This is a genomic window from Phytohabitans sp. LZ39 (genome assembly GCF_059359075.1).
In genome coordinates this window covers 19,086-40,184 of record NZ_JCADBM010000013.1, presented here as the reverse complement: position 1 = coordinate 40,184, position 21,099 = coordinate 19,086, and the positions used below count along the sequence as shown (strand labels likewise).

Below are 21,099 nucleotides of genomic sequence, written 5' to 3'. Positions count from 1 at the left end.
CGTACAGCGGGCGGTATCGCACCCCCACCGCGCCCGGCTCCGTCTCGCGCGCGACCGTCCGTTTGCTCATCGGGAGCCACCCCCTCGCCGCGCGCCATGCCCCGCCGTGCCGGGTGAGACCGCGCCAGCACCGGGTCGAGCCGAGGACGCACCCTGCCGGGCGGCGGCCACGGCGAATATGGCCCGCTCAAGCGCGTACCCGCGGTCGTCGGAGCCACCCTTGACCTCGGCGTTGCAGTCGGCGGCCGCCCGCATCGCGTCGACCAGGCCCTCCGGGGTCCAGCCACGTCCCTGGCGCTGTGCTCGCTCGATCTTCCATGCGGGCATGCCGAGGCTGCTCGCGAGCTGGTACGCGCTGCCCCGCCCGGCCGAAGCGACCCGCGCGACCGTGCGCACGCCGTCGGCGATGGCGTCGGCGATCGGCACAGGGTCGACGCCGACGTGCAGCGCCCACCGCAGCGCCTCCAGCGCGCCCGGCACGTCGCCGACCATCGCCGCGTCAGCGACGGTGAAACCGCTGACCTCGGCGCGCCCCCGGTAGTAGCGGGCCACCGTGTCGGCGCCTATCCGACCGCCCGTGTCGGCCACGAGCTGCGAGCAGGCGGCGGCGAGCTCGCGCAGGTCGTTGCCGACGGCGGCGAGCAGTGCCTCGGCCGCGTCGTCGGTGCACCGCCCGCCCAGCCGCCTGAACTCGTCGCGCACGAACGCGACCCGCTCGCGGTTGCCCTTGAGCTTCATCGCCTGGACCACCGTGGCACCGGCCGACTTGAGACCGTCGGCGAGCGCCTTGCCCTTCGCCGCGCCAGGATGCGTGACCACGAGCGTGACGTCGGGCTCGGGCTGCTTCGCGTACGCCAGCAGGGCCGCCGTCAGATCCTTTTTGGCGTCCTGCCCATTGCGGATCACGAGCACCCGGCGCCCGCCGAAGAGCGAGGGACTGATCATCTCCGCGATCTCGCCGGGACTGAGCGCACCACCCTCGTACTCCCGCAAGTCGGCACCGGGATCGGCGGCCCGTGCGGTCTCGACGGCGTGAGCCACGGCTCGGGTGACCAGTAGCTCCTCGTCTCCAGAGACGAGCACGATCGAGTCGGTGGCTCCTACAGTCACGCAGCCCATACTTGCACGGCTGATCGTTTGAGTATCACGTTCGCTCACTCGATCGGGTTGTCGACGCATCGCTCACCGCCAAAGCGGACAAATCACTACGGCGGACCGCGTCCTCGGGTCGCGACGGCGAGCTGCCCCGTGGCGGTACGCACCGCCGCAAGGTCACCGTCCACATCGGTGCGCAGCACCCGCGCGCCGCCGCGTGCCAGGCGGCCGAGCACTGCCGGGCTGGGATGGCCGTATCCGTTGTCGACGCCCACCGAGACGAGCGCGAGCGCGGGATCCACCGCGTCGAGGAACTCGGGATCCTGGTAGCTCGAACCGTGGTGGGCGACCTTCAGCACATCCGCGCGCACGCCCGCCGCACCCATCTGGTCGAGGAGCGCGCGCTGCTCCTCGCTCTCCGCGTCACCGGCCAGCAGCACGCTCAGCCCGCCGGCCGAGACGCGCACGACCAAGGAGTTGTTGTTGGGATCGGAACGCGTGCCGCGCATCTCGTGTGGCGGCCCGACCACCTCGACCCGCACCCGGCCCACCATGCGGGACCAACCCGCGGTCGCCGCCTCGACCGGCACCCGCTTGACGGCGGCGGCCCGCGTCACGAGGTCGCGCCCATACGCCGGCTCGTGCCACGCCGTGGTCACCACCGTGCCGACCGACCGTCCACGCAGGACGCCCTCGAGCCCGCCGACGTGGTCGGCGTGGAAGTGGGTGACCGCCAGCAGGGGCACCGCGCGCACGCCGTGACGCCGGAGGCATTGATCGGCGGAAGCCGGCTCGGGCCCCGCGTCGATCACCACCGCCTGCCCCGGGGCGACCGGCACCAGGGCCATGTCGCCCTGCCCCACCGAGCACACCGCGATGAACCAGCCGCCGGGTGGCCAGCCGGACGCCACGAGTCGCACGGGCAGCGCGCCGATCACGACCGCCACCGCCACCACCGCCGTGAGCCGGCGCACGAGCCGGCGGCGCGCCGCGATCAGGAATGCCACCGACAGCGCACCGAGCAGCAGCGCGCCCGACAAGCCGTCAGGCCACGGGAGGTTGCCGGAGGGGACGCGGGCTCCGAAGCGGGCAACCGTCACCAGCCACCACGCCGGCCAGCCACCGAGCCAGGCGGCGAACTCCGCGCCCGCCGGCCAGACCGGCGAGACGACCGCCGCGCCCACGCCGAGGAGCGTCGCGGGTGCGATCGCGGGGACAGCGAGCAGGTTTGCCGGCACCGCCACCAGGCTCACCGTGCCGGAAAGCCCGGCCACGACCGGCCCGCAGGCGAACTGCGCGGCGGCCGGGACGGCGAGCGCCTCCGCGGCCCCGGCTGGCACACCCGCCCGGCGCAGCCCGTCGCGCCAGCGCGGCGCCAGCAGGAGGAGGCCGCCGGTGGCCAGCACCGAGAGCGCGAACCCGGCGTCGCCGGCCAACTCGGGATCCCACACCAGGAGCACCGTCACCGCCGCCGCCAGAGCGGGCACGGCAGCGCGGGGTCGCCCGCTGGCGAGGGCGATCAGGCCGATGGCGCCCATCGCGCCCGCACGCACGACGCTTGGCGATGGGCGGGCCAGGATCACGAAGCCGGCGAGCGCGACCGCGCACAGCGCCGCCGAGAGCCACGGGCTGGCGCGCGCCCATCGCGCCAGCAACAGCACCGCGCCGATGACGATCGCTACATTGGCGCCGCTGACCGCGACAAGATGCGTCATGCCGGTGGCCCGGAAGTCGTCGTCGACGGCCGGCTCCAGCCGGCTGGTGTCGCCGACCACGAGGCCGGGCAACAGCCCGCCAGGATCGTCGGGCAGCGGCTCGCAGGCGCGCTGGAGACCGGCGCGGAGCGCTCCGGCGGCCCGCTGCGCCCACGACGGCTGGCCGTCGCGCACCGGCGGGCCGGTGGCCGAGAGCATCGCCGCGCTGAGGTCGCCGCGGCCGGCCGGGAGCAGCCGCCCGGTCGCCGACAACCGCTGGCCCGGCAGGAGGTCACGCCACTGTGGATCGCTGGCGAGCACGATGACCCGCGTCCGCACGGCGATCGCCCGATCAGCCGAACGCGCCTCCCCCGATAGGCGTAGGCCCCGGAGATGGGCGGCGACAAGGTAGGTCTGCGGACGGCCGGCGAGCGAACGGACCGGCCGCGGATCGTCGCGGACGACCAACTCGGCGTCGACGCGCGTGTGCTCGCGGACCAGCGCGGCGACGGGCTCGGCGTCGCGGGTGGCCACCCGGGCCGCGGTCGCGGCGCTCCCGCACACGACGCCGAGCAGCACGCTCGCGACGATCCAGCCGTGCGGCAACGCCCGCCGCCGCATGACCACGGCCACGGCGACGGCGGCCAGCGCGGCGGCAGCGGCGGCAGCGACGGCGCCGCGCACCGGGATGTAGAGGGCGGCCAGTGCGGACAGCCACGTCGCCATCGCCAGACCGGCCAGCCGCAGATCCGGCACCCGGTCATCCCGAGCGCCGGAACCGCCCGGCCCAGACGGCAGCCGCCCGTCAACGGAGCGGACACCGCCCGGCCAAGACCGTGGCCGCCCACCACCGGAGCGGGAACCACCCGGCCCAGGCTGCTGCCGCCCACCGTCGGGGCTGGGCCTGTCTGGGCCGCTCACACCGTCACCAGGTCCTTGAGCTGCTCGTAGCGCGTGTCGCCGATGCCCTCGACCTGTCGCAGGTCGCTCACCGTGCGAAACGGGCCGTTCTTTTCGCGGTGGTCGAGGATGCGCTGTGCGAGCACCGGACCGACGCCGGGCAGGGAGTCGAGCTGGGCGAGCGTGGCGGTATTGAGGTTGACCTTGCCGCCCGCGGCGGCACCACCGGGCGGGCCGGCGGGTGGTGCCTCGCCGGGAGCGCCCGGCGGAGCGGACACGCCGACCAGGATCAGCTCGCCGTCGGTCACCTTGCGGGCGAGGTTGAGCAGCGCGATGTCGGTGCCGGGCAGCACGCCGCCGGCCGCGGTGAGCGCGTCGGCCACGCGGGCGCCCTCGGGGAGCCGCACGAGGCCGGGCTTGCGGACCTTGCCGGCCACGGCCACCACGACCTCGGCGCCGCCCGCGGACGAAGCCGCCTGCGCCGGCTCGGCGCCTCCGGTGGCCGCGGGCACCGGCTCGGCGGCGACGGGCTCGGCGCGCGGCCGGGAAAACCAGGCGATGGCCCCCGCGACGAGCACGACGACGGCCGCCACCGCCGCGAGCGCCCGCACCCCGCGCCGCCCAGGATCGAAGGCCGACCCACCACCCGCTCGGCTCGGCCGCCCAGGCTCCAAGACCGACCCACCGGCTCGGCTCGGCCGCCCGGAACCAACGGCCGACCCACCAACCCCGCTCGGCCGCCCAGACTCGCCATCTTCTGCTCCAGCGGACAGTGCGGCAGCGCGGCCGGCCGCGGCAGGCGGCGGCACCGGCGCTCGGCCACTCGCCGCGACCGCTGAGGGCTCGTCACTCAGGCGCATGAGCCGCTGCCGCACGGCCGCTTGGTCTTCGCTCGATCCCCTGGGCACGGCCATGACGCTAGGCCCGGCACACCGTCCGGCGTGGCGCCGTCAGCGTCGTCTGTGGACAACGAGCCCGGTTGTGGAAAAGCGCCTGATCAACGCCGAACGTGCTATGAGCAAAGCCCTAGCCGCCGCGATGGATGACGATGCCGAGCAAGCCGGGGCCCACGTGGGCGGCGACGACGGCGCCCACCTCCGTCACGTACCGCTCGTGGAGGCGCTCCCCAAGCCGCTCGCTCAGCGCGTCGGCCAGCGCCGCCGCACGGTCGCCGGCGCCAAGGTGGTGCACCGCGGCGTCCACATCGGACTCTCCGGCCGTCTCCACCGCCAGGTCGACCAGGCGGGCCAGGCCGCGGCTGGCCGTGCGAACCTTGTCGCGGAGCACGATCGCGCCGTCCGAGACGTGCAGGATCGGCTTGACCGACAGCGCGGTGCCGAGCAGCGCCGAGGCGGGCCCGATGCGGCCACTGCGGCGGATGAACTCAAGCGTGTCGACGTACAGCAGCGTGGTGGTGCGGTCGATGGCGTCGGCGGCCGCGCGGCGTACCCCATCCAGGTCGGCGCCCTCGGCGGCGGCCGCGGCGGCCGCGAGCACCGGGAAGCCCAGGCCCATGCCCGTCGATCGTGCGTCGACGACCGCGACGCGCTCGCCCACCTCGGCCGCGGCGAGGGTGGCGGACTCGACCGTGCCGGACAGTGCGGCGGAGAGGTGCACCGAGACGACGCCCGGGGCGCCCGCGTCGAGCAAGCGGCGGTACGCGGAGACGAACAGCTCCGGCGACGGCCGCGAGGTCGTCACGGCGACCCGCCGCGCGCCCAGTGCCCGGGCCACCTCGGCGGGCGTGGCGTCCAGGCCCTCGCGGCCCTCGACCCCGTTGATCACGACGGTGAGCGGGACGACCGTGACGTCGTGCCCGGCGGGAAGGTACGCGGTGGAATCGGTGACAACCGCGACGCGCATGCGGGCACCGTAGCGGATCAGATGGTCAACGCGACACGATCTCGGTGACCTCGAACGGCGTCCCCTGCTGGCACGTGGACATCATGTCCTTCCGCACCTGCCCACGGACCGTGAGGGTGGCGCCGATCCGCAGGTCGTCGCGGTTGATCCCGGGGCCGGGCATCAGCAGGTACTGGTCGATCAACCGGCACCCCATCTCGACGCCCTGCACGACCGTGCCGCTGATCTCGATCGTCGTGCCGCCCGAGCGCTTGCCCGACGGAGTGGGCGTCGGCAGGTCTTCGGGAAAGGACGGGCTAGCGGACGGGCTCACCGTGCCTCCTCCTCCGGGATCGTCCGAGTCGGTGCCGGCACAGCCGCCGAGCAACGCGGCGGCCACTACGAGAACGGCGAGAGCCCGGCGAATACCCATGTCAGATGCGACGCTGCCCGACCGCACGTGGTTCCTCAGACGGGAGACGGAGTCGGGCGGTGCGCGGACGGCCCGGTGTTGTGGGCGCGCAGCCACCACCCGCGCACGTGGTCATGGCCGAGCTCGGTCCAGTGGCAGTTTTGCAACGGTCCGACCCGGCGCAGCACCTCGCTCGACCAGCCGAGCAGAAAGCCGCACCCCTGCCGCGCCGCCCCGCCGTGGGTGGCCACGACCACCGTGCCGCCGGGCACCTGGTCGGCCGCCTCCTGGAGCGCCTGCCCCACCCGTTTGCCCAGGTCGTCGAGGGTCTCCACGTCGCAGCCCTGTGGCTGCTCACCGGCCCGCCAGCGGGCGTGCTCGGTCGGGAAACGCTCGGCCACCTCGGCCATCGTGAGGCCCTGCCACTTGCCGTACGAACGCTCGCGCAGCCGCGCGTCGGTGCGCACCGGCAGGCCGGTCAGCGCGGCCAGCGCGGCGGCGGTGTCGGCGGCCCGCCGCAGGTCGCTCGCCACGATCGCGTCGGGGTGAAAGCCGGCCAGCAGCGGCGCGGCCGACTCCGCCTGCTCACGACCGAGGTCATTGAGAGGAGTGTCCGTCTGGCCTTGGACGCGATCTGTCGCGTTCCAGTCGGTATTGCCGTGGCGCCAGACGATCAGACGGGTCATTCCGCCTCTACCAGGGCGCGATCCACGAACGGGATCGTCGGGCAGTCCTTCCACAACCGGTCGAGGGCGTAGAACTCGCGCTCCTCGGTGTGCTGCACGTGCACCACGATGTCGACGTAGTCGAGCAGGACCCAGCGCCCGGACCGCTCGCCCTCACGCCGCACCGGCTTGGCCTTTTCCGGGAGGCTGACGAGAGCCTCCTCGATCGCGTCCACGATCGCCTGGACCTGCCGCTCGTTGGGCGCGGAGGCGAGCACGAAGGCGTCGGTGATGACCATCTGCTCGGCCACGTCGATGATGACGATGTCCTGCGCCTTCTTGTCGGCGGCGGCCTGGGCGGCGCTCAGCGCCATCTCACGGGCGCGCTCGGATGCACTCACCCGACTAGCCTCTCACACCGGCTCTCGTACCGCGCAGCGGTAAAGGCGACAAATCATCTGTAAAGGCGCCTCTTGGCGATGTACTGCACCACACCGTCGGGCACGAGGTACCAGACCGGCTTGCCCATCGCGACGCGCGCCCGGCAGTCGGTCGACGAGATGGCCATGGCCGGCACCTGCACCAGGCTGACCGTGTCGGCGGGCAGGTGGTCGTCGGAGAGCGCGAACCCGGGCCGCGTGACCCCGATGAAGTGCGCCATCTCGAACATCTGGTCGGTGTCTTTCCAGGACAGCATCTTCTGAAGCGCGTCGGCCCCGGTGATGAAGTAGAGCTGGGCCTTGGGGCCGTACTCGGCACGCAGGTCACGGAGGGTGTCAACGGTGTAGGTGGGGCCATCGCGGTCGATGTCGACGCGGCTGACGTGAAACTGCGGGTTGGAGGCGGTGGCGATCACCGTCATGAGGTAGCGGTCTTCGGCGGGGCTCACCGCGACGTCCGCCTTCTGCCACGGCTCGCCGGTGGGCACGAAGACCACCTCGTCGAGCGAAAACCGGTTGGCCACCTCGCTCGCCGCCACGAGGTGCCCGTGGTGGATCGGGTCGAATGTGCCACCCATGATGCCGATCCGCCGCGTATCGTCCGCCATGGCCGAAATCGTAAGCGCGGTCGGTCAGCCGCGGGCGGCGAGGGCGCGACGCAGGTCGTCGTCGGCGTCGATCACCACCCGGCGGAGTCCCGGCTCCAGGTCGTCGCGGGCCAGCAGCGCCGCGGCCGCTTTCCGGGTGGACGCCGCCACGGCGTAACGGGGAAACGCGCGCTTGGCGACCGCGTCGGCGACCCATGGGGTACGCCGCCGCGCGGCGGCCGGCATGTCGGCGAAGTAACGCTCCACATAGGACTGGGTGAGGTCGGCCTGCTCCGGATGCCAGAAGCCCTCGGCGTGCGCCTCGACGAGCCGGTTGGAGAGCGCGGTCTCTTCGGCGATGACCCGCCAGGCCCGCTCCTTGGCGGCCGCGTCGGGCAGTGCGGCACGGCACCGCGCGGCCCACTGCTCACCGGTCGCGCTGTGGTCGGCGGCCAGCTCCGCGTCGATCTTGTCGGGACCGGCCGCGCCAAGCACCACCAGCCGGTAGCACAGGGCCCACCGCAGGTCGGTGTCGATCCGCAGCCCCTCGGGCACGCCCTTGCGCTTGAGCCAGCCGGCGAGGCGGCGCGCGTCGGTGCTCGCCTCGATCAGCCCACGCGCCGCGGCGAGCTGGAGCGACCCGCCGGGCGGCGCGCTGGTGAGCAGCCGGTCGCAGGCCATCGCCACCGGCTGGAGCGCGATCTCCCGCGGCACCGGATCGAGGTAGCGGTCGAGCAGGTCACGAGCCATGCCCAGCACCCCTTCGACCACCACGGGCTCGGTCTCCAGCGGCAGCGCGGTCACCACGAGCGCGACGAGGTCGGCGGGTGAGCTTTCGCCGTCGCGTACCGAGTCGACGACGGTGGACCACAGCACGGCACGGTCGAGCGAGTCGTCGAGCCCCGGCAGGATCCGCGTGGCCGCGGCGCCCGACGCGGCGTCGAGGCGCACCTTGGCGAACGTCAGGTCGCCGGAGTTGACGAGCAGCAGATCGGCCACCGGCTCGCCGGCCAGCTCGGCCACGGAGGTGCGCTCGCCCGCGACGTCGACGGGCACCACCCGGCGCAGCACCGATCCGTCGTACACGCCGAGGCCCACCCGGTGTGGCCGGGGCGCGCCCGTCTGTGCGATGTGGACGCTCTGGTATCGACCATCCACAGTGGCCACGTCGATGCGCAGCGTGTCGACGCCCGACCGCCGCAGCCACACGTCGGCCCAGCCGCTCAGGTCGCGACCGCTGGCCGCGGAGAGCGCGGCGAGCAGGTCGGCGAGCGTCGCGTTGCCGAACCGGTGGGCGGCGAAGTGCGCCCGCAGGCCGGCGAAGAACGCCTCGTCGCCCAGCGAGGCGACAAGCTGGCGGAGCACCGAGGCGCCCTTGGCGTACGAGATGCCGTCGAAGTTGAGCAGCGCGTGCGCCGCGTCGACGACGTCCTCCGGCGCCACCGGATGGGTGGACGGGCGCTGGTCGGCGGCGTAGCCGGAAGCCTTGCGCCGCAGGCCGAACGTGGTCCACGCCCGGTCGAAGCGGGTCGACTCGGCGGTCACCCGCACCCCGAGGTACTCCGCGAAGGACTCGTTGAGCCAGAGATCGTCCCACCACCGCATGGTCACCAGGTCGCCGAACCACTGGTGTGCCATCTCGTGCGCGATCACCACGGCGCGCCACTCGCGGTCGCCGTCGGTCACCGCCGAGCGGAAGAGGTAATCGTCGCGGAACGTCACCAGGCCCGGGTTTTCCATCGCGCCCGCGTTGAACTCCGGCACGAACGCCTGGTCGTACTTGCCGAACGGGTAGCGCACCCCGAAGAGCTCGTGAAACCGGTCGAAGCACGCCTTGGTGATCGCGAAGATCTCTTCGGCGTCCTTGTCGAGGTGGGCCGCGAGCGAACGCCGGCAGAAGAGCCCGAGCGGGATGCCGTCATGCTCGTCGTGGCGCGCGTGGTAAGGCCCGGCGATCAGCGACATGAAGTAGGTGGCCAGCGGCGGCGTGGTCACGAACCGCCCGGCGCCGTCGCTCGCCCCGTTTGCCGCCACGAGCCAGCCCTCCGGCGCGCGCACGGAGAGGGTGAGCGGCGCCTTGAGGTCGGGCTGGTCGAAGCAGGCGAAGATCCGCTGTGCGGCGTCCAGGAAGGACATCGCGTACAGGTAGGTCTCGCCGTCGGCCGGATCGACGAAGCGGTGCAGCCCTTCGCCGGTGTTGGAATACGCCATCTCGGCCTCGACCACCAGCTCGTTGGCCTCGGCGAGCCCGGGCAGCGTCAGCCTGTTGCCGTCGAGCGTGGCTATGTCGAGCGCGGTGCCGTTGAGCCGCGCCGATCGCAGCTCGGCCGGCCTGATCTCGGCGAACGTCGAGGCGCCCGCCCGAGCCGCGCGGAACCGCACCGTCACGACGGAGTGGAACCGCTCTGGACCGCCGGTCACGTCCAGCTCCACGGTGTACGACTCGACGGTGAGCAGCTCTGCTCGCTCGGCCGCCTCGGCCCGGGTGAGGCTTCGCATCCGCTCATCCTGCCCGATCACGCGCGGTATAGCCTTCCTCGCGAACCGCCCTCGCGCGACGAGCGCAGCGAGGGCCAGGACAAAGGAGTACGCGATGGCCCAGCACCCCAAGGGTGATTTCGACCTGAGCCGGGCGGTGTGGCAGCGGGCCAAGGGCGACGAGTCGGAGAGCGCGGTCGAGGTCGCCTTCGTCGACGACCTCATCGGACTGCGCAACGCGGGTGAGCCGGACGGCCCGGTGCTGGTCTTCACCAAGGACGAGTGGGACGCTTTCGTGGGCGGCGCCCAGGACGGCGAGTTTGACATCGACTGACGGCCGCGCTCATCCCACGAGCTCGCGCACCGCGTGCATGCCGCTGATCCGGGGCGCGAGCCGGCGCAGCTGGAGCGCGAGGTTCATCGCGACGAGCACCGGCTCCTCGTCGGGCAGCTCGTATCCCATCCGGCGGCGCAGCCACTGCACGATCTCGGCCCAGCTGTAGAACGACGTCTCGCACCCCGGGTTGAGCGGCGGCGGAAAGCCACCCGGGCCCTGCCGCCCGACCGACCACAGCCGCACGATCTCGCGGGACCGCCCGATCCGGGCCGCGACGTCGGCGAGCGTGACCCAGTCGCCGGCGGCCACCCGCACCGGGCGCAGCCCGGCCGACTCGACGTCGCGCACGGCCGCCGTGACCGCCTCCGCCAGGCCGGGCGCGTGCCGCCGGACCACCACCGCGCCGACGCCCTCACGGAAGCCCGGTGCCGGGGCGAGCCCCTCGCACGACCGCAGGACGGCCTTACCCGGCACGCCCGCCACCACGAGCACGAACTCCTGAAGCGCCACAACCCACCTCCGGAATTTCCGGCCACCACGGCCTGGGTGCGCGGGCCTGGTCGAGCCGAGACGGGCGCCCGGCTGCTATCCGGGCCCGTCGCGGCCCGGCCATGCCCCTTCGAACCGACCACCAGCAAAGCCCACCCCCACGCCCCACCGGAGGAGCCAACACAGGGGCCAGCACCTGGCCCCCTGCTACTGTTGACGACATGCGTACGACGCTCCGGCACCTCGGCTGGTGGACCGCCTGACGGGCGGCCCACACGCGTTCACGCAGACCCAGACACTCGACGGCCGCCCCTCCGGGCGGCCGTTTCGCGTGCCCGGAGAAGGGCGGCTCCAGTACCCAGAAAAGGAGCTCGTCATGACGACCACCGCGACCCTCACCGGTTTCCAGCCCACCGGCCACCTCCACCTCGGCAACCTGCTCGGCGCCGTCCGTCCGGTCGTCGCCGCGCAGCGGCGGACGCGACCGGTGACCTTCGTGGCCGACCTGCACGCGATGACCATGCCCCACGATCCGGGCGAGCTGCGCCAGCTCACGCTCGAGGTGGCGACGCTGCTGCTCGCCGCCGGCGTCGACCCGGACCGGAGCCTCTTCTACCTGCAATCCCAGGTGCCCGAACACACCGAGCTGCACTACCTGCTGGAGTGCGCCACCCGCTACGGCGAGGCGCATCGCATGATCCAGTTCAAGGAGCGCGGGCGGGGGCGGAGCACCCGGCTGAGCCTGCTCACGTATCCCGTGCTGATGGCGGCCGACATCCTGCTGCACGACACGGCGGAGGTGCCGGTCGGCGACGACCAGCGCCAGCACGTGGAGCTGGCGCGCGACGTGGCGACCCGGTTCAACACCCACTATGGACAGACGTTCGTGGTGCCACGCGCGGTGAAACCCGAGGTCGCCGCGCGGGTGATGGATCTGTCGGACCCGAGCGCGAAGATGAGCAAGTCCAGGGGTGCGGCGGGCACGCTCTTCGTGCTCGACCCGCCTGAGGTGATCGAGCGAAAGGTGATGCGGGCGGTCACCGATTCGGGTGACACGGTCAGCTACGAGCCCGATGCCAGGCCGGGCGTGGCAAACCTGCTGGAGATCCTCGCCGGCTGCGCGGGCGGGTCACCCGCCGCGCTCGCGTCCGGCTTCACGTCGTACGGCGCGCTCAAGCGCGCCGCCGCCGAGGCCGTGGTAGCCACCGTCCGGCCGGTCCAGGCCCGTTTCACCGAGCTCTCGCGCGATCCGGGGTACGTGCGGAGGGTGCTCGCCGACGGCGCGGAGCGGGCCCGGGAGGTGACCGCCGACACGGTGCACCGGGCGCGCAAGGCAGTGGGATTGATCGCGTGACGCCGCCGAGATGGGGTACGCATGGGCCATGAGCAAGTCTCAGGACGCCGCTGAACGGCAGCACAGCCCCTGGCTGGTCCTCGCCACGCTCTGCCTCGGCTTCTTCATGATCTTGCTCGACACCACGATCGTCAACATCGCGATCCCGGACATGAGCGCCAGCCTCGACGCGTCGCTCGACCAGATCCTGTGGATCGTCAACGCCTACGTGCTGGTCTACGCCATCCTCCTGATCACCGCCGGCCGGCTCGGTGACCTGTATGGCCCCAAGCAGCTGTTCATCGTCGGCCTGGTGGTGTTCACGCTGGCCTCGGCCGCGTGCGGGTTCGCCACCAGCCCGGGGCAGCTCGTGGCCGCCCGCGTCGTACAGGGCGTGGGCGGCGCGCTGCTCACCCCGCAGACGCTCTCGGTGATCACGGTGATCTTCCCGCCGGAAAAGCGCGGCGCCGCGTTCGGCATCTGGGGCGGCGTGGCCGGCGTCGCGACGGTCACCGGCCCGACGCTCGGCGGCTACCTGGTCACCGACTGGGGCTGGGAGTGGATCTTCTTCGTCAACGTGCCGGTCGGCGCGGTCACCATCGCCCTCGCCGCGGTCGTGATGCCAAACCTCAAGCTCAACCGCCGCCACCGGCTCGACTGGACCGGCACCCTGCTGGCCACGGTCGGGCTTTTCCTCATCACCTACGGGCTGATCGAGGGCGAGTCACACCACTGGGGCGACGTGTGGGGGCCGATCACGATCCCGGAGGTGATCGGCGCCGGCGTGCTGGTGATGGTGGCCTTCTTCGTCCACCAGTACATGACCCGGGCGCAGGAGCCGCTCGTCCCCTTCTCGATCTTCTCGGACCGAAACTTCTCGCTGATGAACTGGGTTGTCGGCGCCATCGCGTTCGGCATGCTCGGGCTCTTCCTGCCCCTGGTCATCTACCTCCAGTCGGTGATCGGGCTGAGCGCGCTGCAAGCCGGCGTCGCGGTGGCGCCGATGTCGCTGCTCTCGATGGTGATCGCCCCGTTCGCCGGGCGCGCCGCCGACCGGATGGGCGGCAAGTGGATCCTGTTCACCGGGCTCACGCTGTGGTCGGTCGGCATGGGGCTGGTGGTCTGGCTGGCCCGGGCCGACGCCGGGCAGTGGAGCCTGCTGCCCGGCCTGCTCGTCGCCGGCGTCGGCCTCGGCATGACCTTCGCGCCGCTCCAGACGATCGCGATGCGCGACATCGCGCCGCAGGTCGCCGGCGCCGCCTCCGGCCTGATCAACACCAGCCGCCAGCTCGGCGGCGTGATCGGCTCGGCGGCCGTCGGCGCGCTGCTGCAAGCCCGGCTGGCGACCGACCTGCCCCAGGCCGCCCGAAACGAGGCCGGGACGCTGCCCCAGCGGTACCGCGACCAGTTCGTCGACGGTTTCAGCAACGCCAGCACGGGCAGCCTGCACGTCGGCGCGGGGCAGACCGGCGTGCCGCTGCCGCCCGGCCTTCCCGACCAGGTGCGGCAGGTGATCGCCGGGGCCGCGGAGAGGGCTTTCCGGGACGGCTTCACCCACGCGATGCGGCTGACGCTGATCCTCCCGCTGGTGATCCTCGCCACGGCGGCACTCTCCTGCCTCCTCATCCGCCGCCGCGCCCGCGCCGCCGAGCGCGAGCAGGACACCGCGCCGGCCGCGGTCGGCGGCTGACGCTCCTTCCCGGCGGCTTCTGCCTTCGTGACCCCGAAGCCCAATCCCGAAGATGTGAGCTACCGCGATGTCCGTCGTGGCCCCAGACCGCTGCTCCCGCGGCCTCACCCGTCCGCTGTTGCTCACGCTCACCCCGCCGGCTGCGCCGGCCCTCCGGGCCGGCGAGGTGTGCGCGCCCAACAGCGGAGGGCGGCTGTACGTCCGTGGCGATTTTTGGCCCCTGGAGGGGCATGTTTTCGCCACGGACACTCGTGTCCGGTGACCCCCGTCCCTGAGCCCGCACGCCATCGGGGCCGGGCGGCCGGCGGGGTCAGGCGGCGACGAGGATGCGCTTTTCGAAGCCGTGCGCGGGCGTCTCGCCGTAGCCGGCCGAGCGGAGCAGCGCCAAAGCGGCCGGAAGGTAAACAGCCGCCTCCAGGCGCAGCACCACGTGCCCCGCGTCGAGGGCCATCTCCTCCAGGGCGGCGAGCATCTGGCGCGCGATGCCCCGGCCCCGGAAGGCGGGCCGCACGTACATCCGGCGGATGGCGCCGACCTGCTTGTCGAGAGGCTGGAGCGCGCCGCATGCCACGGCCCGCCCGTCGACCACGCCGACGAGATGCTGGGCACCGTCTCCGAACGTGGGATCCAGCCCGCCGCCGGCCTCGCGGAGCTCCCGCTGCAACGCCGTAATCAATGTGCCCAACTCGGCGTCATCGACGGGGCGGGCTTCTATCAACACCAGTCCAAAGTAGCCGGACGCGATTTCCGACAGGTTTCGTGCATGTGGACCGGATACGGACACTATTCGTCCGTGGAGTCCGACTCCAAAACGGCGCCGCTGGTCGGGTCGCGTTGGGGCTGGCGGGCCTGGTGCGCGGCCAGGCGCTCCGCCGCGGTGGCCCGGGTCGAGGGCTCCTCCAGCCGGATGTCGGTGCCCCGCGGGCCGGACGTGTAGGCCCCGGCGGTCGGCTGCCAGTCGAACTCCCGCGCGCCGATCCGCACCAGGTCGCCAGGCTCGGCGCCGGCCTTGGCCAGCGCTTCCTCGACGCCGAGCCGCTCCAGCCGGTCGGCGAGGAAGCCCACCGCCTCGTCGTTGTCGAAGTTGGTCTGCCGCACCCACCGCTCGGGCCGCGGGCCGCGTACGACGTACGCCCCGTCCTCCTCGGTGACCGTGAACCCGGCGTCGTCGACCGCCGTCGGGCGGATCACGATGCGGGTCGGCTCGGGCGCGGGCGCCAGCTCACGGGCCTGCCGCACCAGGCCGGCCAGCGCGTACGTCAGCTCCTTGAGCCCCTCGCGCGTCGCCGTGCTCACCTCGTAGACGGGCAGCCCGCGCGCCTCGATGTCGGGGCGGGTGATCTCGGCGAGGTCGCGGGCGTCCGGCACGTCGATCTTGTTGAGCACCACCAGGCGGGGGCGGTCGGCGAGCCCTCCGTACTCGGCGAGCTCCGCCTCGATCGCGTCGATGTCGCTGAGCGGGTCACGGCCCGGCTCCAGCGTGGCGGCATCGACCACGTGCACGAGCACGGCGCACCGCTCGATGTGGCGCAGGAACTCGAGCCCGAGGCCCTTGCCCGTCGCCGCGCCCGGGATAAGCCCTGGCACGTCGGCGATGGTGAACGTGCTGTCGTCCACCCGCACCACGCCGAGGTTGGGCACGAGCGTGGTGAACGGGTAGTCGGCGATCTTGGGTTTGGCCGCGGAGATCACGGAGATCAGCGACGACTTGCCCGCCGACGGAAAGCCGACCAAGCCGACGTCGGCGACGCTCTTCAGCTCCAGCACCACGTCGAGCCGGTCGCCGGGCTCGCCAAGCTCCGCGAAGCCCGGCGCCTTGCGGCGGGAGCTGGCGAGCGCCGCGTTGCCCCGCCCGCCCCGGCCGCCGCGCGCGATCTCGATCGTCGTGCCGGCGCCGACCAGGTCGGCGATCGTCTCGCCGCCCGTGGTCTGCACCACCGTGCCGTCCGGCACCTTCAACACCAGGTCGGCACCCTTGGCGCCGTCACGGTTGGAGCCCTGCCCGCCCTTGCCGTTTTCCGCCTTGACGTGCGGCCGGAAGTGGAAGTCGAGCAGCGTGTGCACCTGCGGGTCGACGACGAACGACACGCTGCCGCCGTGCCCGCCGTCGCCGCCGTCAGGACCGCCGAACGGCTTGAACTTCTCCCGGTGGATGGAGACGCAACCGTGCCCACCGTCACCCGCCTGGAGGTGCAGCGTGACCCGGTCGACGAAGGTCGCCACGTCCCTATCCTTTCAACAAACACGACGAAGCGGGCCGGACACCAGCCCGGCCCGCTTCGGAAGCTGACGCTGTTACTGCTGCACCGGCACGATGCTGACGGTCTTGCGCCCGCGCTTGGTGCCGAACTGGACCGAACCCGCCGCCAGCGCGAAGAGCGTGTCGTCGCCGCCGCGGCCGACCAGGTCGCCGGGGTGGAACTTGGTGCCGCGCTGGCGGATCAGAATCTCACCCGCGCTGACGACCTGCCCGCCGAAACGCTTCACGCCGAGGCGCTTTGCCTCCGAGTCGCGACCGTTGCGCGAGCTGGAGGCACCCTTTTTGTGAGCCATGTCGCCTCGTCCTTACTTCCCGCTCGAGATGCCGGTCACCTTGACCTGGGTCAGCGGCTGACGGTGGCCCTGGCGCTTGTGGTAACCGGTCTTGTTCTTGAACTTGTGGATCCGGATCTTCGGGCCCTTGGTGTGGGCGGCGATCTCGGCGGAGACCGAGACCTTCGCCAGCTTGGCCGCGTCGGTGACCAGGTCGTCACCGTCGACGAGGAGCAGCGCGGGGAGCGTCACCGCATCGCCGGGCTCGCCGACGAGCTTCTCGACCTCGATCACGTCGCCCTCGGCGACCTTGTACTGCTTGCCGCCGGTCTTGACGATCGCGTACATCGGACGCGGACTCCCTGTCGCTAAGCGGATGATTTACGGGCACAAAAACCGGGCGCACTCAACGTGCGCCACCGGCAAGAATACGTCACCCACCCGCGCCGGACCAAATCAGCTGGCGCACAAGGTGTCGAGGCGCTGCTGGAGCTGGTCGAGCTTGGCACTGTTGACGCTGTCGATGTCGGCGCGCATCGTGCCGACCTCGTTGCCGATCTCGGTGAGCACCGTCCGCAGCCGCCCGTCGGTGGCCTTGGCCGCCTGCTCCTTCATCGCGTTGGACCACGTGGCGAGTGCCGCCTCGGCCTTCTGCCGGGCCTCGTACTCGGCCTTGCCGTCGCCCTCCCCGGCCGCCTTGAGCATCTTGCCCAGCTCGGCCAGGAACGTCGTGACCCCCTTGCCACTGGCCGCCAGCGCGTCGGCGCACACCTGCTTGGCGTTGCCGGCGGCCGGCCCGGTCTCGGTCACGTCCGGGGAGCCGCCGGTCGCGGCCGGCGTCGGGTCCGGCGCCACGGAAGCACCGCCACCCGAGGCCGACGCGGATGGCGAGGCGTCCGGCCGATCAGCCGAACACCCCGCCCCCGCCAATACGAGTGCGACTACGACCGCCAGCAGAGGGGATCGACCCATGGGGCAGAGCCTACGGGCGGGTACGCCGCCGGGCACCACCGCGCCGGGTGCGCCGCCGGCCACCCGAGCCGCCGGCCTCCTCGGCGTCGTCTTCCTCGTCGAACGCGTCGGGGTCGTCCGGGCCGGCCAGGCGCAACGGCTCGACCGCCTCGGTCACCACCGGCACGTCCTCCTCCAACGCGGTTTCGTAGCGCGACAGGTCGTACCCCATCGTCTCGTCCTCGTCGAAAGCCGGCGCCGCCTCGACCGGCTCGGCCGAGACGGAGGTGGCGGCGCCCTTGCGACCCCGCCGGCGCCCGCTGGTCACGCCCGAGGCGCCGTTGGCCGGCGGCTCGGTGCGCGGCGCCGCCGCGACCGCCTTGACCTTGTCGCCGGCCCCGGAGTTGGACGAGCCCGAGGGGTTCTTCACCGGCACCGGCTCGGTGTGGATGATCAGCCCACGACCCTTGCAGTGCTCGCAGGTCTCGCTGAACGCCTCCAGCAGCCCCGCGCCGATCCGCTTGCGGGTCATCTGCACGAGGCCGAGCGAGGTGATCTCGGTGACCTGGTGCTTGGTGCGGTCGCGCCCGAGGCATTCGGTGAGGCGGCGCAGCACGAGCTCGCGGTTGGACTCCAGCACCATGTCGATGAAGTCGATCACGACGATGCCGCCCAGGTCGCGCAGCCGCAGCTGGCGCACGATCTCCTCGGCCGCCTCCAGGTTGTTGCGGGTGACGGTCTCCTCGAGGTTGCCGCCCGCGCCGGTGTACTTGCCGGTGTTGACGTCGATGACCGTCATCGCCTCGGTGCGGTCGATGACCAGGTGGCCGCCGGAGGGCAGGAACACCTTGCGGTCGAGCCCCTTGAGGATCTGCTCGTCGATCCGCTTTTCGGCGAAGACGTCGACCGCACCGGCGTGCCGCCGCAGCCGCGCGACGAGGTCGGGCGAGACGTGTTGCAGGTACGACTCGACCATGTCGTACGCGCCGTCGCCCTGCACCACGAGCTCGCGGAAGTCTTCGTTGAACAGGTCGCGGACGACCCGGATGACCAGGTCGGGCTCCTCGTAGAGCAGCGCCGGAGCGCCACCCTCGGCGGCCCGCGCCTGGATCTCCTCCCACTGCGCCTGGAGGCGCTTGACGTCGCGGGCCAGCTCGTCTTCGCTGGCGCCCTCGGCGGCGGTGCGAACGATCACGCCGGCGCCGTCCGGCACGAGCTTCTTGAGCACGTCACGCAGGCGCTTGCGCTCGTTGTCGGGCAGTTTGCGGCTGATGCCGGAGGCGTTGCCGTGCGGCACGTACACGAGGTGTCGCCCGGAGAGGGCGATGTGGCTGGTGAGGCGCGCGCCCTTGTGGCCGATCGGGTCCTTGGTGACCTGCACGAGCACCGAGTCGCCGGACCGCAGGGCCTGCTCGATCGAGCGGGCCCGCCCCTCCAGGCCGGTGGCGTCCCAGTTGACCTCGCCCGCGTACAGCACGGCGTTGCGCCCGCGCCCCACGTCGACGAAGGCCGCCTCCATGCTGGGCAGGACGTTTTGCACCTTGCCGAGGTAGACGTTGCCGGCCATCGTGCCGGCCGAGGCGCGGGTCACGTAGTGCTCGACCAGCACGCCGTCTTCGAGCACGGCGATCTGGGTGCGGTCGCCGCGCTGGCGCACGACCATGACCCGGTCGACCGCCTCGCGGCGGGCCAGGAACTCCGACTCGCTCAGGATCGGCGGGCGGGTGCGGCGCTGCTCGCGCCCGTCGCGGCGGCGCTGGCGCTTGGCCTCGAGGCGGGTCGAGCCGGAGACGCCCTGCACCTCGTCGGAGCCGCGCCGCGGTTCGCGGATCTTGACGACCGTGGGCACGCCGTCGTCGGCGCCCGAGTCGACCTCGCTGGAGCCCTTGCGGCGCCGCCGGCGCCGGCGGCGGGTCAGCGGCTCGCCGTCGTCGTCCTCGTCGTCCTCCTCGTCGGCCGCCTCGGCCGCGGCCTCGTCCTCGTCGGCCTCGTCGTCGGCGGGGCCGCGCCCGCGGCCCCGGCCACGCCGACCACGGCGCCGCCGGCGGCGGCCGGCGGCGTCTTCGTCCTCGTCGTCTTCCTCGTCTTCCTCGGCCTCCGCGGTGGTGCTCTCCGCGGTGACCTCCGGCTCCGCGTCCACCGTTTCGGTGGTACGCCGTCCGCGGCGCCGCCGGCGCGAGGGCTCGGCGGTCTCGGTGGCCTCCTCGGTGGCGGCCGCCACGGGGGCGGGCTCGGGCTCGGCGGCGGGCTCCACGACCTTCTCCGCGCGCGCCTTGCGGGTGGCCTTGGCGGGCGGCTGGTCCTCCACCTCGGGCGGCATGAAGAGCACGGTCGGTGCGGACAGCGCGGCCCGGCGGCGCCGGCTCGACGACTCTTCGGCGGGGGGCGCCTCGACCTCCGCCGGCTCGGTAACCACGGCCTCGGCGGCCGGCTCGGTCAGCGGCTCGGCCGCGGGGGCTGCCTTCTTCCGCCTGGTACGCGTGGTCTTGGCCGGGGCGGCCTCTTCGACAACCGGCGCGGCTTCCGCCACGACTTGTGGCGCCGCGTCCGATTCATCCGGTACGACCGCCTTGCGCCGCCTCCGGGTCGGTGTGGCCGCCTCCGTGCCCGGCTCGGCGGGCTCGGCCGCCTTGCGCCGGGTTGTCCGGGTGCGCTTGGTAGGGGTGCTGCTTTCGGCGGTATCGCCGGCCGGCTCTGAACCGGTCCGGTCACCGCCCTCTGGCTCGTTGTCGAGCATGGGCGTTCTCCAGTTCTGGCGGCCCCGGGCGCGGGTGAGCGCTGCCACGCAGGGTCGCCGCAAAGTGTTTCCGGCGGCTCGCCCTCTCGGGCTGGCCACCGAAGTCTGCCTGCTGAGCGCTGGCCGGAGGCCGGCTAGCGTTCACCGATGGGTATCTCGTCGCGATCCGCCTCCAACGGATCGACGATCGCCCCCTGCGCGGTCAGCGTGCCCTGCGCCAGCCGGGTCGCCCGAGGGGGCACCGGCGGCTCCAGGTCGGCCACCACGCGGAGGCCGGCAAGAACGTCATCGGGCCGTACGGACGGGGTGACCTGCCGTACGACTAGGTCGAGTATCGCACACGGTACGGCCGTGACCTCGCTAGGTGCCGCCGACTGAGAGATCACAGAGATGGCGGCCACTGCCCCGCGCGTGTCGAACGTGCGGCGGCCCTGCTTTGTGAGGCGCTCCACGAGCACCTCCTCGGCGGCCGTGAACGCGGCCACCGCGTGCCCCAGCGTGTCGGGTGCGACACCGGGGAGCTCGATCCGCCACGACGAGGCGTCGATCCGGTCGGCGAGGCTGGTGCCCGGCCGCGCCTCGACCGCGTCGAGCACGTCCAGGCCGGGCGAGAGGGCGGCGTCGAGCGACTCGCGGACCACGGCCGGGTCGGTCGCCGCCTGGAGGCCGATCTCCAGGTACTCCGCCTCGCTGGCCACCCCGGTCGGCGCTGCCGAGGCGTACGAGATCTTGGGGTGCGGGGTGAAGCCCTGCGAGAAGGCGATCGGCACTCCGGCCCGGCGTACCGCCCGCTCGAACGCGCGGGCGAAGTCGCGGTGCGAGGTGAACCGGAGCGGGCCACGCTTGGCGTACCGGATCCGGATCCGCTGCACGACCGGCGCCTGGCCCCCTTCCGGCTGTGGTTTCCTGCTGATCGG

19 protein-coding genes and 1 pseudogene are annotated in these 21,099 nt (G+C 72.7%); 3 read left to right on the top strand and 17 right to left on the bottom strand.

Annotated elements, in window-relative coordinates:
• Positions 1 to 144 precede the first annotated feature (144 nt).
• From holA to pepN, 9 genes and pseudogenes are all read right to left on the bottom strand, one after another.
• Positions 145 to 1,119: pseudogene (gene holA / locus AC5L36_RS24235) on the bottom strand (DNA polymerase III subunit delta); the annotation flags it as partial.
• Positions 1,120 to 1,205: 86 nt separating this feature from the next.
• On the bottom strand, positions 1,206 to 3,545 hold the full coding sequence (locus AC5L36_RS24230; protein ID WP_441220265.1) for a ComEC/Rec2 family competence protein: 2,340 nt from the start codon (positions 3,543 to 3,545) through the stop codon (positions 1,206 to 1,208).
• Positions 3,546 to 3,706: 161 nt separating this feature from the next.
• Positions 3,707 to 4,603 (bottom strand): ComEA family DNA-binding protein, encoded by an 897-nt coding sequence (locus tag AC5L36_RS24225; protein WP_441220264.1) that lies wholly within the window; start codon positions 4,601 to 4,603, stop codon positions 3,707 to 3,709.
• Between the two features lie 112 nt (positions 4,604 to 4,715).
• Positions 4,716 to 5,552: a DegV family protein gene (locus tag AC5L36_RS24220; protein WP_441220263.1), complete on the bottom strand. Its 837-nt coding sequence runs from the start codon at positions 5,550 to 5,552 to the stop codon at positions 4,716 to 4,718.
• A gap of 25 nt (positions 5,553 to 5,577) precedes the next feature.
• Positions 5,578 to 5,964, bottom strand: a complete 387-nt coding sequence (locus AC5L36_RS24215; RefSeq protein ID WP_441220262.1) for a hypothetical protein — start codon at positions 5,962 to 5,964, stop codon at positions 5,578 to 5,580.
• 35 nt (positions 5,965 to 5,999) lie between these two features.
• Positions 6,000 to 6,629 (bottom strand): histidine phosphatase family protein, encoded by a 630-nt coding sequence (locus AC5L36_RS24210; protein ID WP_441220261.1) that lies wholly within the window; start codon positions 6,627 to 6,629, stop codon positions 6,000 to 6,002.
• A complete protein-coding gene (gene rsfS / locus AC5L36_RS24205; protein ID WP_173155653.1) occupies positions 6,626 to 7,009 on the bottom strand; it encodes a ribosome silencing factor in 384 nt (127 codons plus the stop codon). The genes AC5L36_RS24210 and rsfS overlap by 4 nt, the downstream gene beginning before the upstream one ends.
• Before the next feature lie 53 nt (positions 7,010 to 7,062).
• Positions 7,063 to 7,656, bottom strand: coding sequence for a nicotinate-nucleotide adenylyltransferase (gene nadD / locus AC5L36_RS24200; protein WP_441220260.1), 594 nt, complete (start codon positions 7,654 to 7,656; stop codon positions 7,063 to 7,065).
• Positions 7,657 to 7,680: 24 nt separating this feature from the next.
• Positions 7,681 to 10,134, bottom strand: coding sequence for an aminopeptidase N (gene pepN / locus AC5L36_RS24195; RefSeq protein ID WP_441220259.1), 2,454 nt, complete (start codon positions 10,132 to 10,134; stop codon positions 7,681 to 7,683).
• 94 nt (positions 10,135 to 10,228) lie between these two features.
• Between pepN and AC5L36_RS24190 the strand changes: the two genes are divergently transcribed.
• Positions 10,229 to 10,447: a DUF397 domain-containing protein gene (locus AC5L36_RS24190; protein ID WP_441220258.1), complete on the top strand. Its 219-nt coding sequence runs from the start codon at positions 10,229 to 10,231 to the stop codon at positions 10,445 to 10,447.
• A 9-nt stretch (positions 10,448 to 10,456) separates the two neighbouring features.
• Here AC5L36_RS24190 and AC5L36_RS24185 read toward each other — a convergent pair whose 3' ends face one another.
• Positions 10,457 to 10,960, bottom strand: a complete 504-nt coding sequence (locus AC5L36_RS24185; RefSeq protein WP_441220257.1) for a helix-turn-helix transcriptional regulator — start codon at positions 10,958 to 10,960, stop codon at positions 10,457 to 10,459.
• A gap of 355 nt (positions 10,961 to 11,315) precedes the next feature.
• Here AC5L36_RS24185 and trpS point away from each other — a divergent pair, with 355 nt between their 5' ends.
• On the top strand, positions 11,316 to 12,293 hold the full coding sequence (gene trpS, locus AC5L36_RS24180) for a tryptophan--tRNA ligase (RefSeq protein WP_441220256.1): 978 nt from the start codon (positions 11,316 to 11,318) through the stop codon (positions 12,291 to 12,293).
• Between the two features lie 28 nt (positions 12,294 to 12,321).
• The gene (locus tag AC5L36_RS24175; RefSeq protein WP_441220255.1) at positions 12,322 to 13,962 is read left to right on the top strand and encodes a DHA2 family efflux MFS transporter permease subunit; all 1,641 of its coding nucleotides are present in this window, start codon (positions 12,322 to 12,324) and stop codon (positions 13,960 to 13,962) included.
• A 310-nt stretch (positions 13,963 to 14,272) separates the two neighbouring features.
• Here AC5L36_RS24175 and AC5L36_RS24170 read toward each other — a convergent pair whose 3' ends face one another.
• The 7 genes from AC5L36_RS24170 to AC5L36_RS24140 all read right to left on the bottom strand — a co-directional run bounded on the left by AC5L36_RS24170 (position 14,273) and on the right by AC5L36_RS24140 (position 21,054).
• Positions 14,273 to 14,683 carry a GNAT family N-acetyltransferase gene (locus AC5L36_RS24170; RefSeq protein ID WP_441220254.1) on the bottom strand — a complete coding sequence of 137 codons (411 nt, stop codon included), beginning with the start codon at positions 14,681 to 14,683 and terminating at the stop codon, positions 14,273 to 14,275.
• Positions 14,684 to 14,745: 62 nt separating this feature from the next.
• Entirely contained in the window at positions 14,746 to 16,185 is a 1,440-nt protein-coding gene (obgE, locus tag AC5L36_RS24165) for a GTPase ObgE (protein ID WP_441220253.1), read from the bottom strand.
• Between the two features lie 72 nt (positions 16,186 to 16,257).
• The gene (gene rpmA / locus AC5L36_RS24160; protein ID WP_441220252.1) at positions 16,258 to 16,515 is read right to left on the bottom strand and encodes a 50S ribosomal protein L27; all 258 of its coding nucleotides are present in this window, start codon (positions 16,513 to 16,515) and stop codon (positions 16,258 to 16,260) included.
• 12 nt (positions 16,516 to 16,527) lie between these two features.
• A complete protein-coding gene (gene rplU / locus AC5L36_RS24155; protein WP_441220251.1) occupies positions 16,528 to 16,842 on the bottom strand; it encodes a 50S ribosomal protein L21 in 315 nt (104 codons plus the stop codon).
• A 108-nt stretch (positions 16,843 to 16,950) separates the two neighbouring features.
• Entirely contained in the window at positions 16,951 to 17,349 is a 399-nt protein-coding gene (locus AC5L36_RS24150; RefSeq protein WP_441220250.1) for a hypothetical protein, read from the bottom strand.
• Between the two features lie 127 nt (positions 17,350 to 17,476).
• Positions 17,477 to 20,182: an Rne/Rng family ribonuclease gene (locus AC5L36_RS24145; RefSeq protein ID WP_441220249.1), complete on the bottom strand. Its 2,706-nt coding sequence runs from the start codon at positions 20,180 to 20,182 to the stop codon at positions 17,477 to 17,479.
• Positions 20,183 to 20,316: 134 nt separating this feature from the next.
• Positions 20,317 to 21,054 carry a TIGR03936 family radical SAM-associated protein gene (locus AC5L36_RS24140; protein ID WP_441220248.1) on the bottom strand — a complete coding sequence of 246 codons (738 nt, stop codon included), beginning with the start codon at positions 21,052 to 21,054 and terminating at the stop codon, positions 20,317 to 20,319.
• Positions 21,055 to 21,099 lie beyond the last annotated feature (45 nt).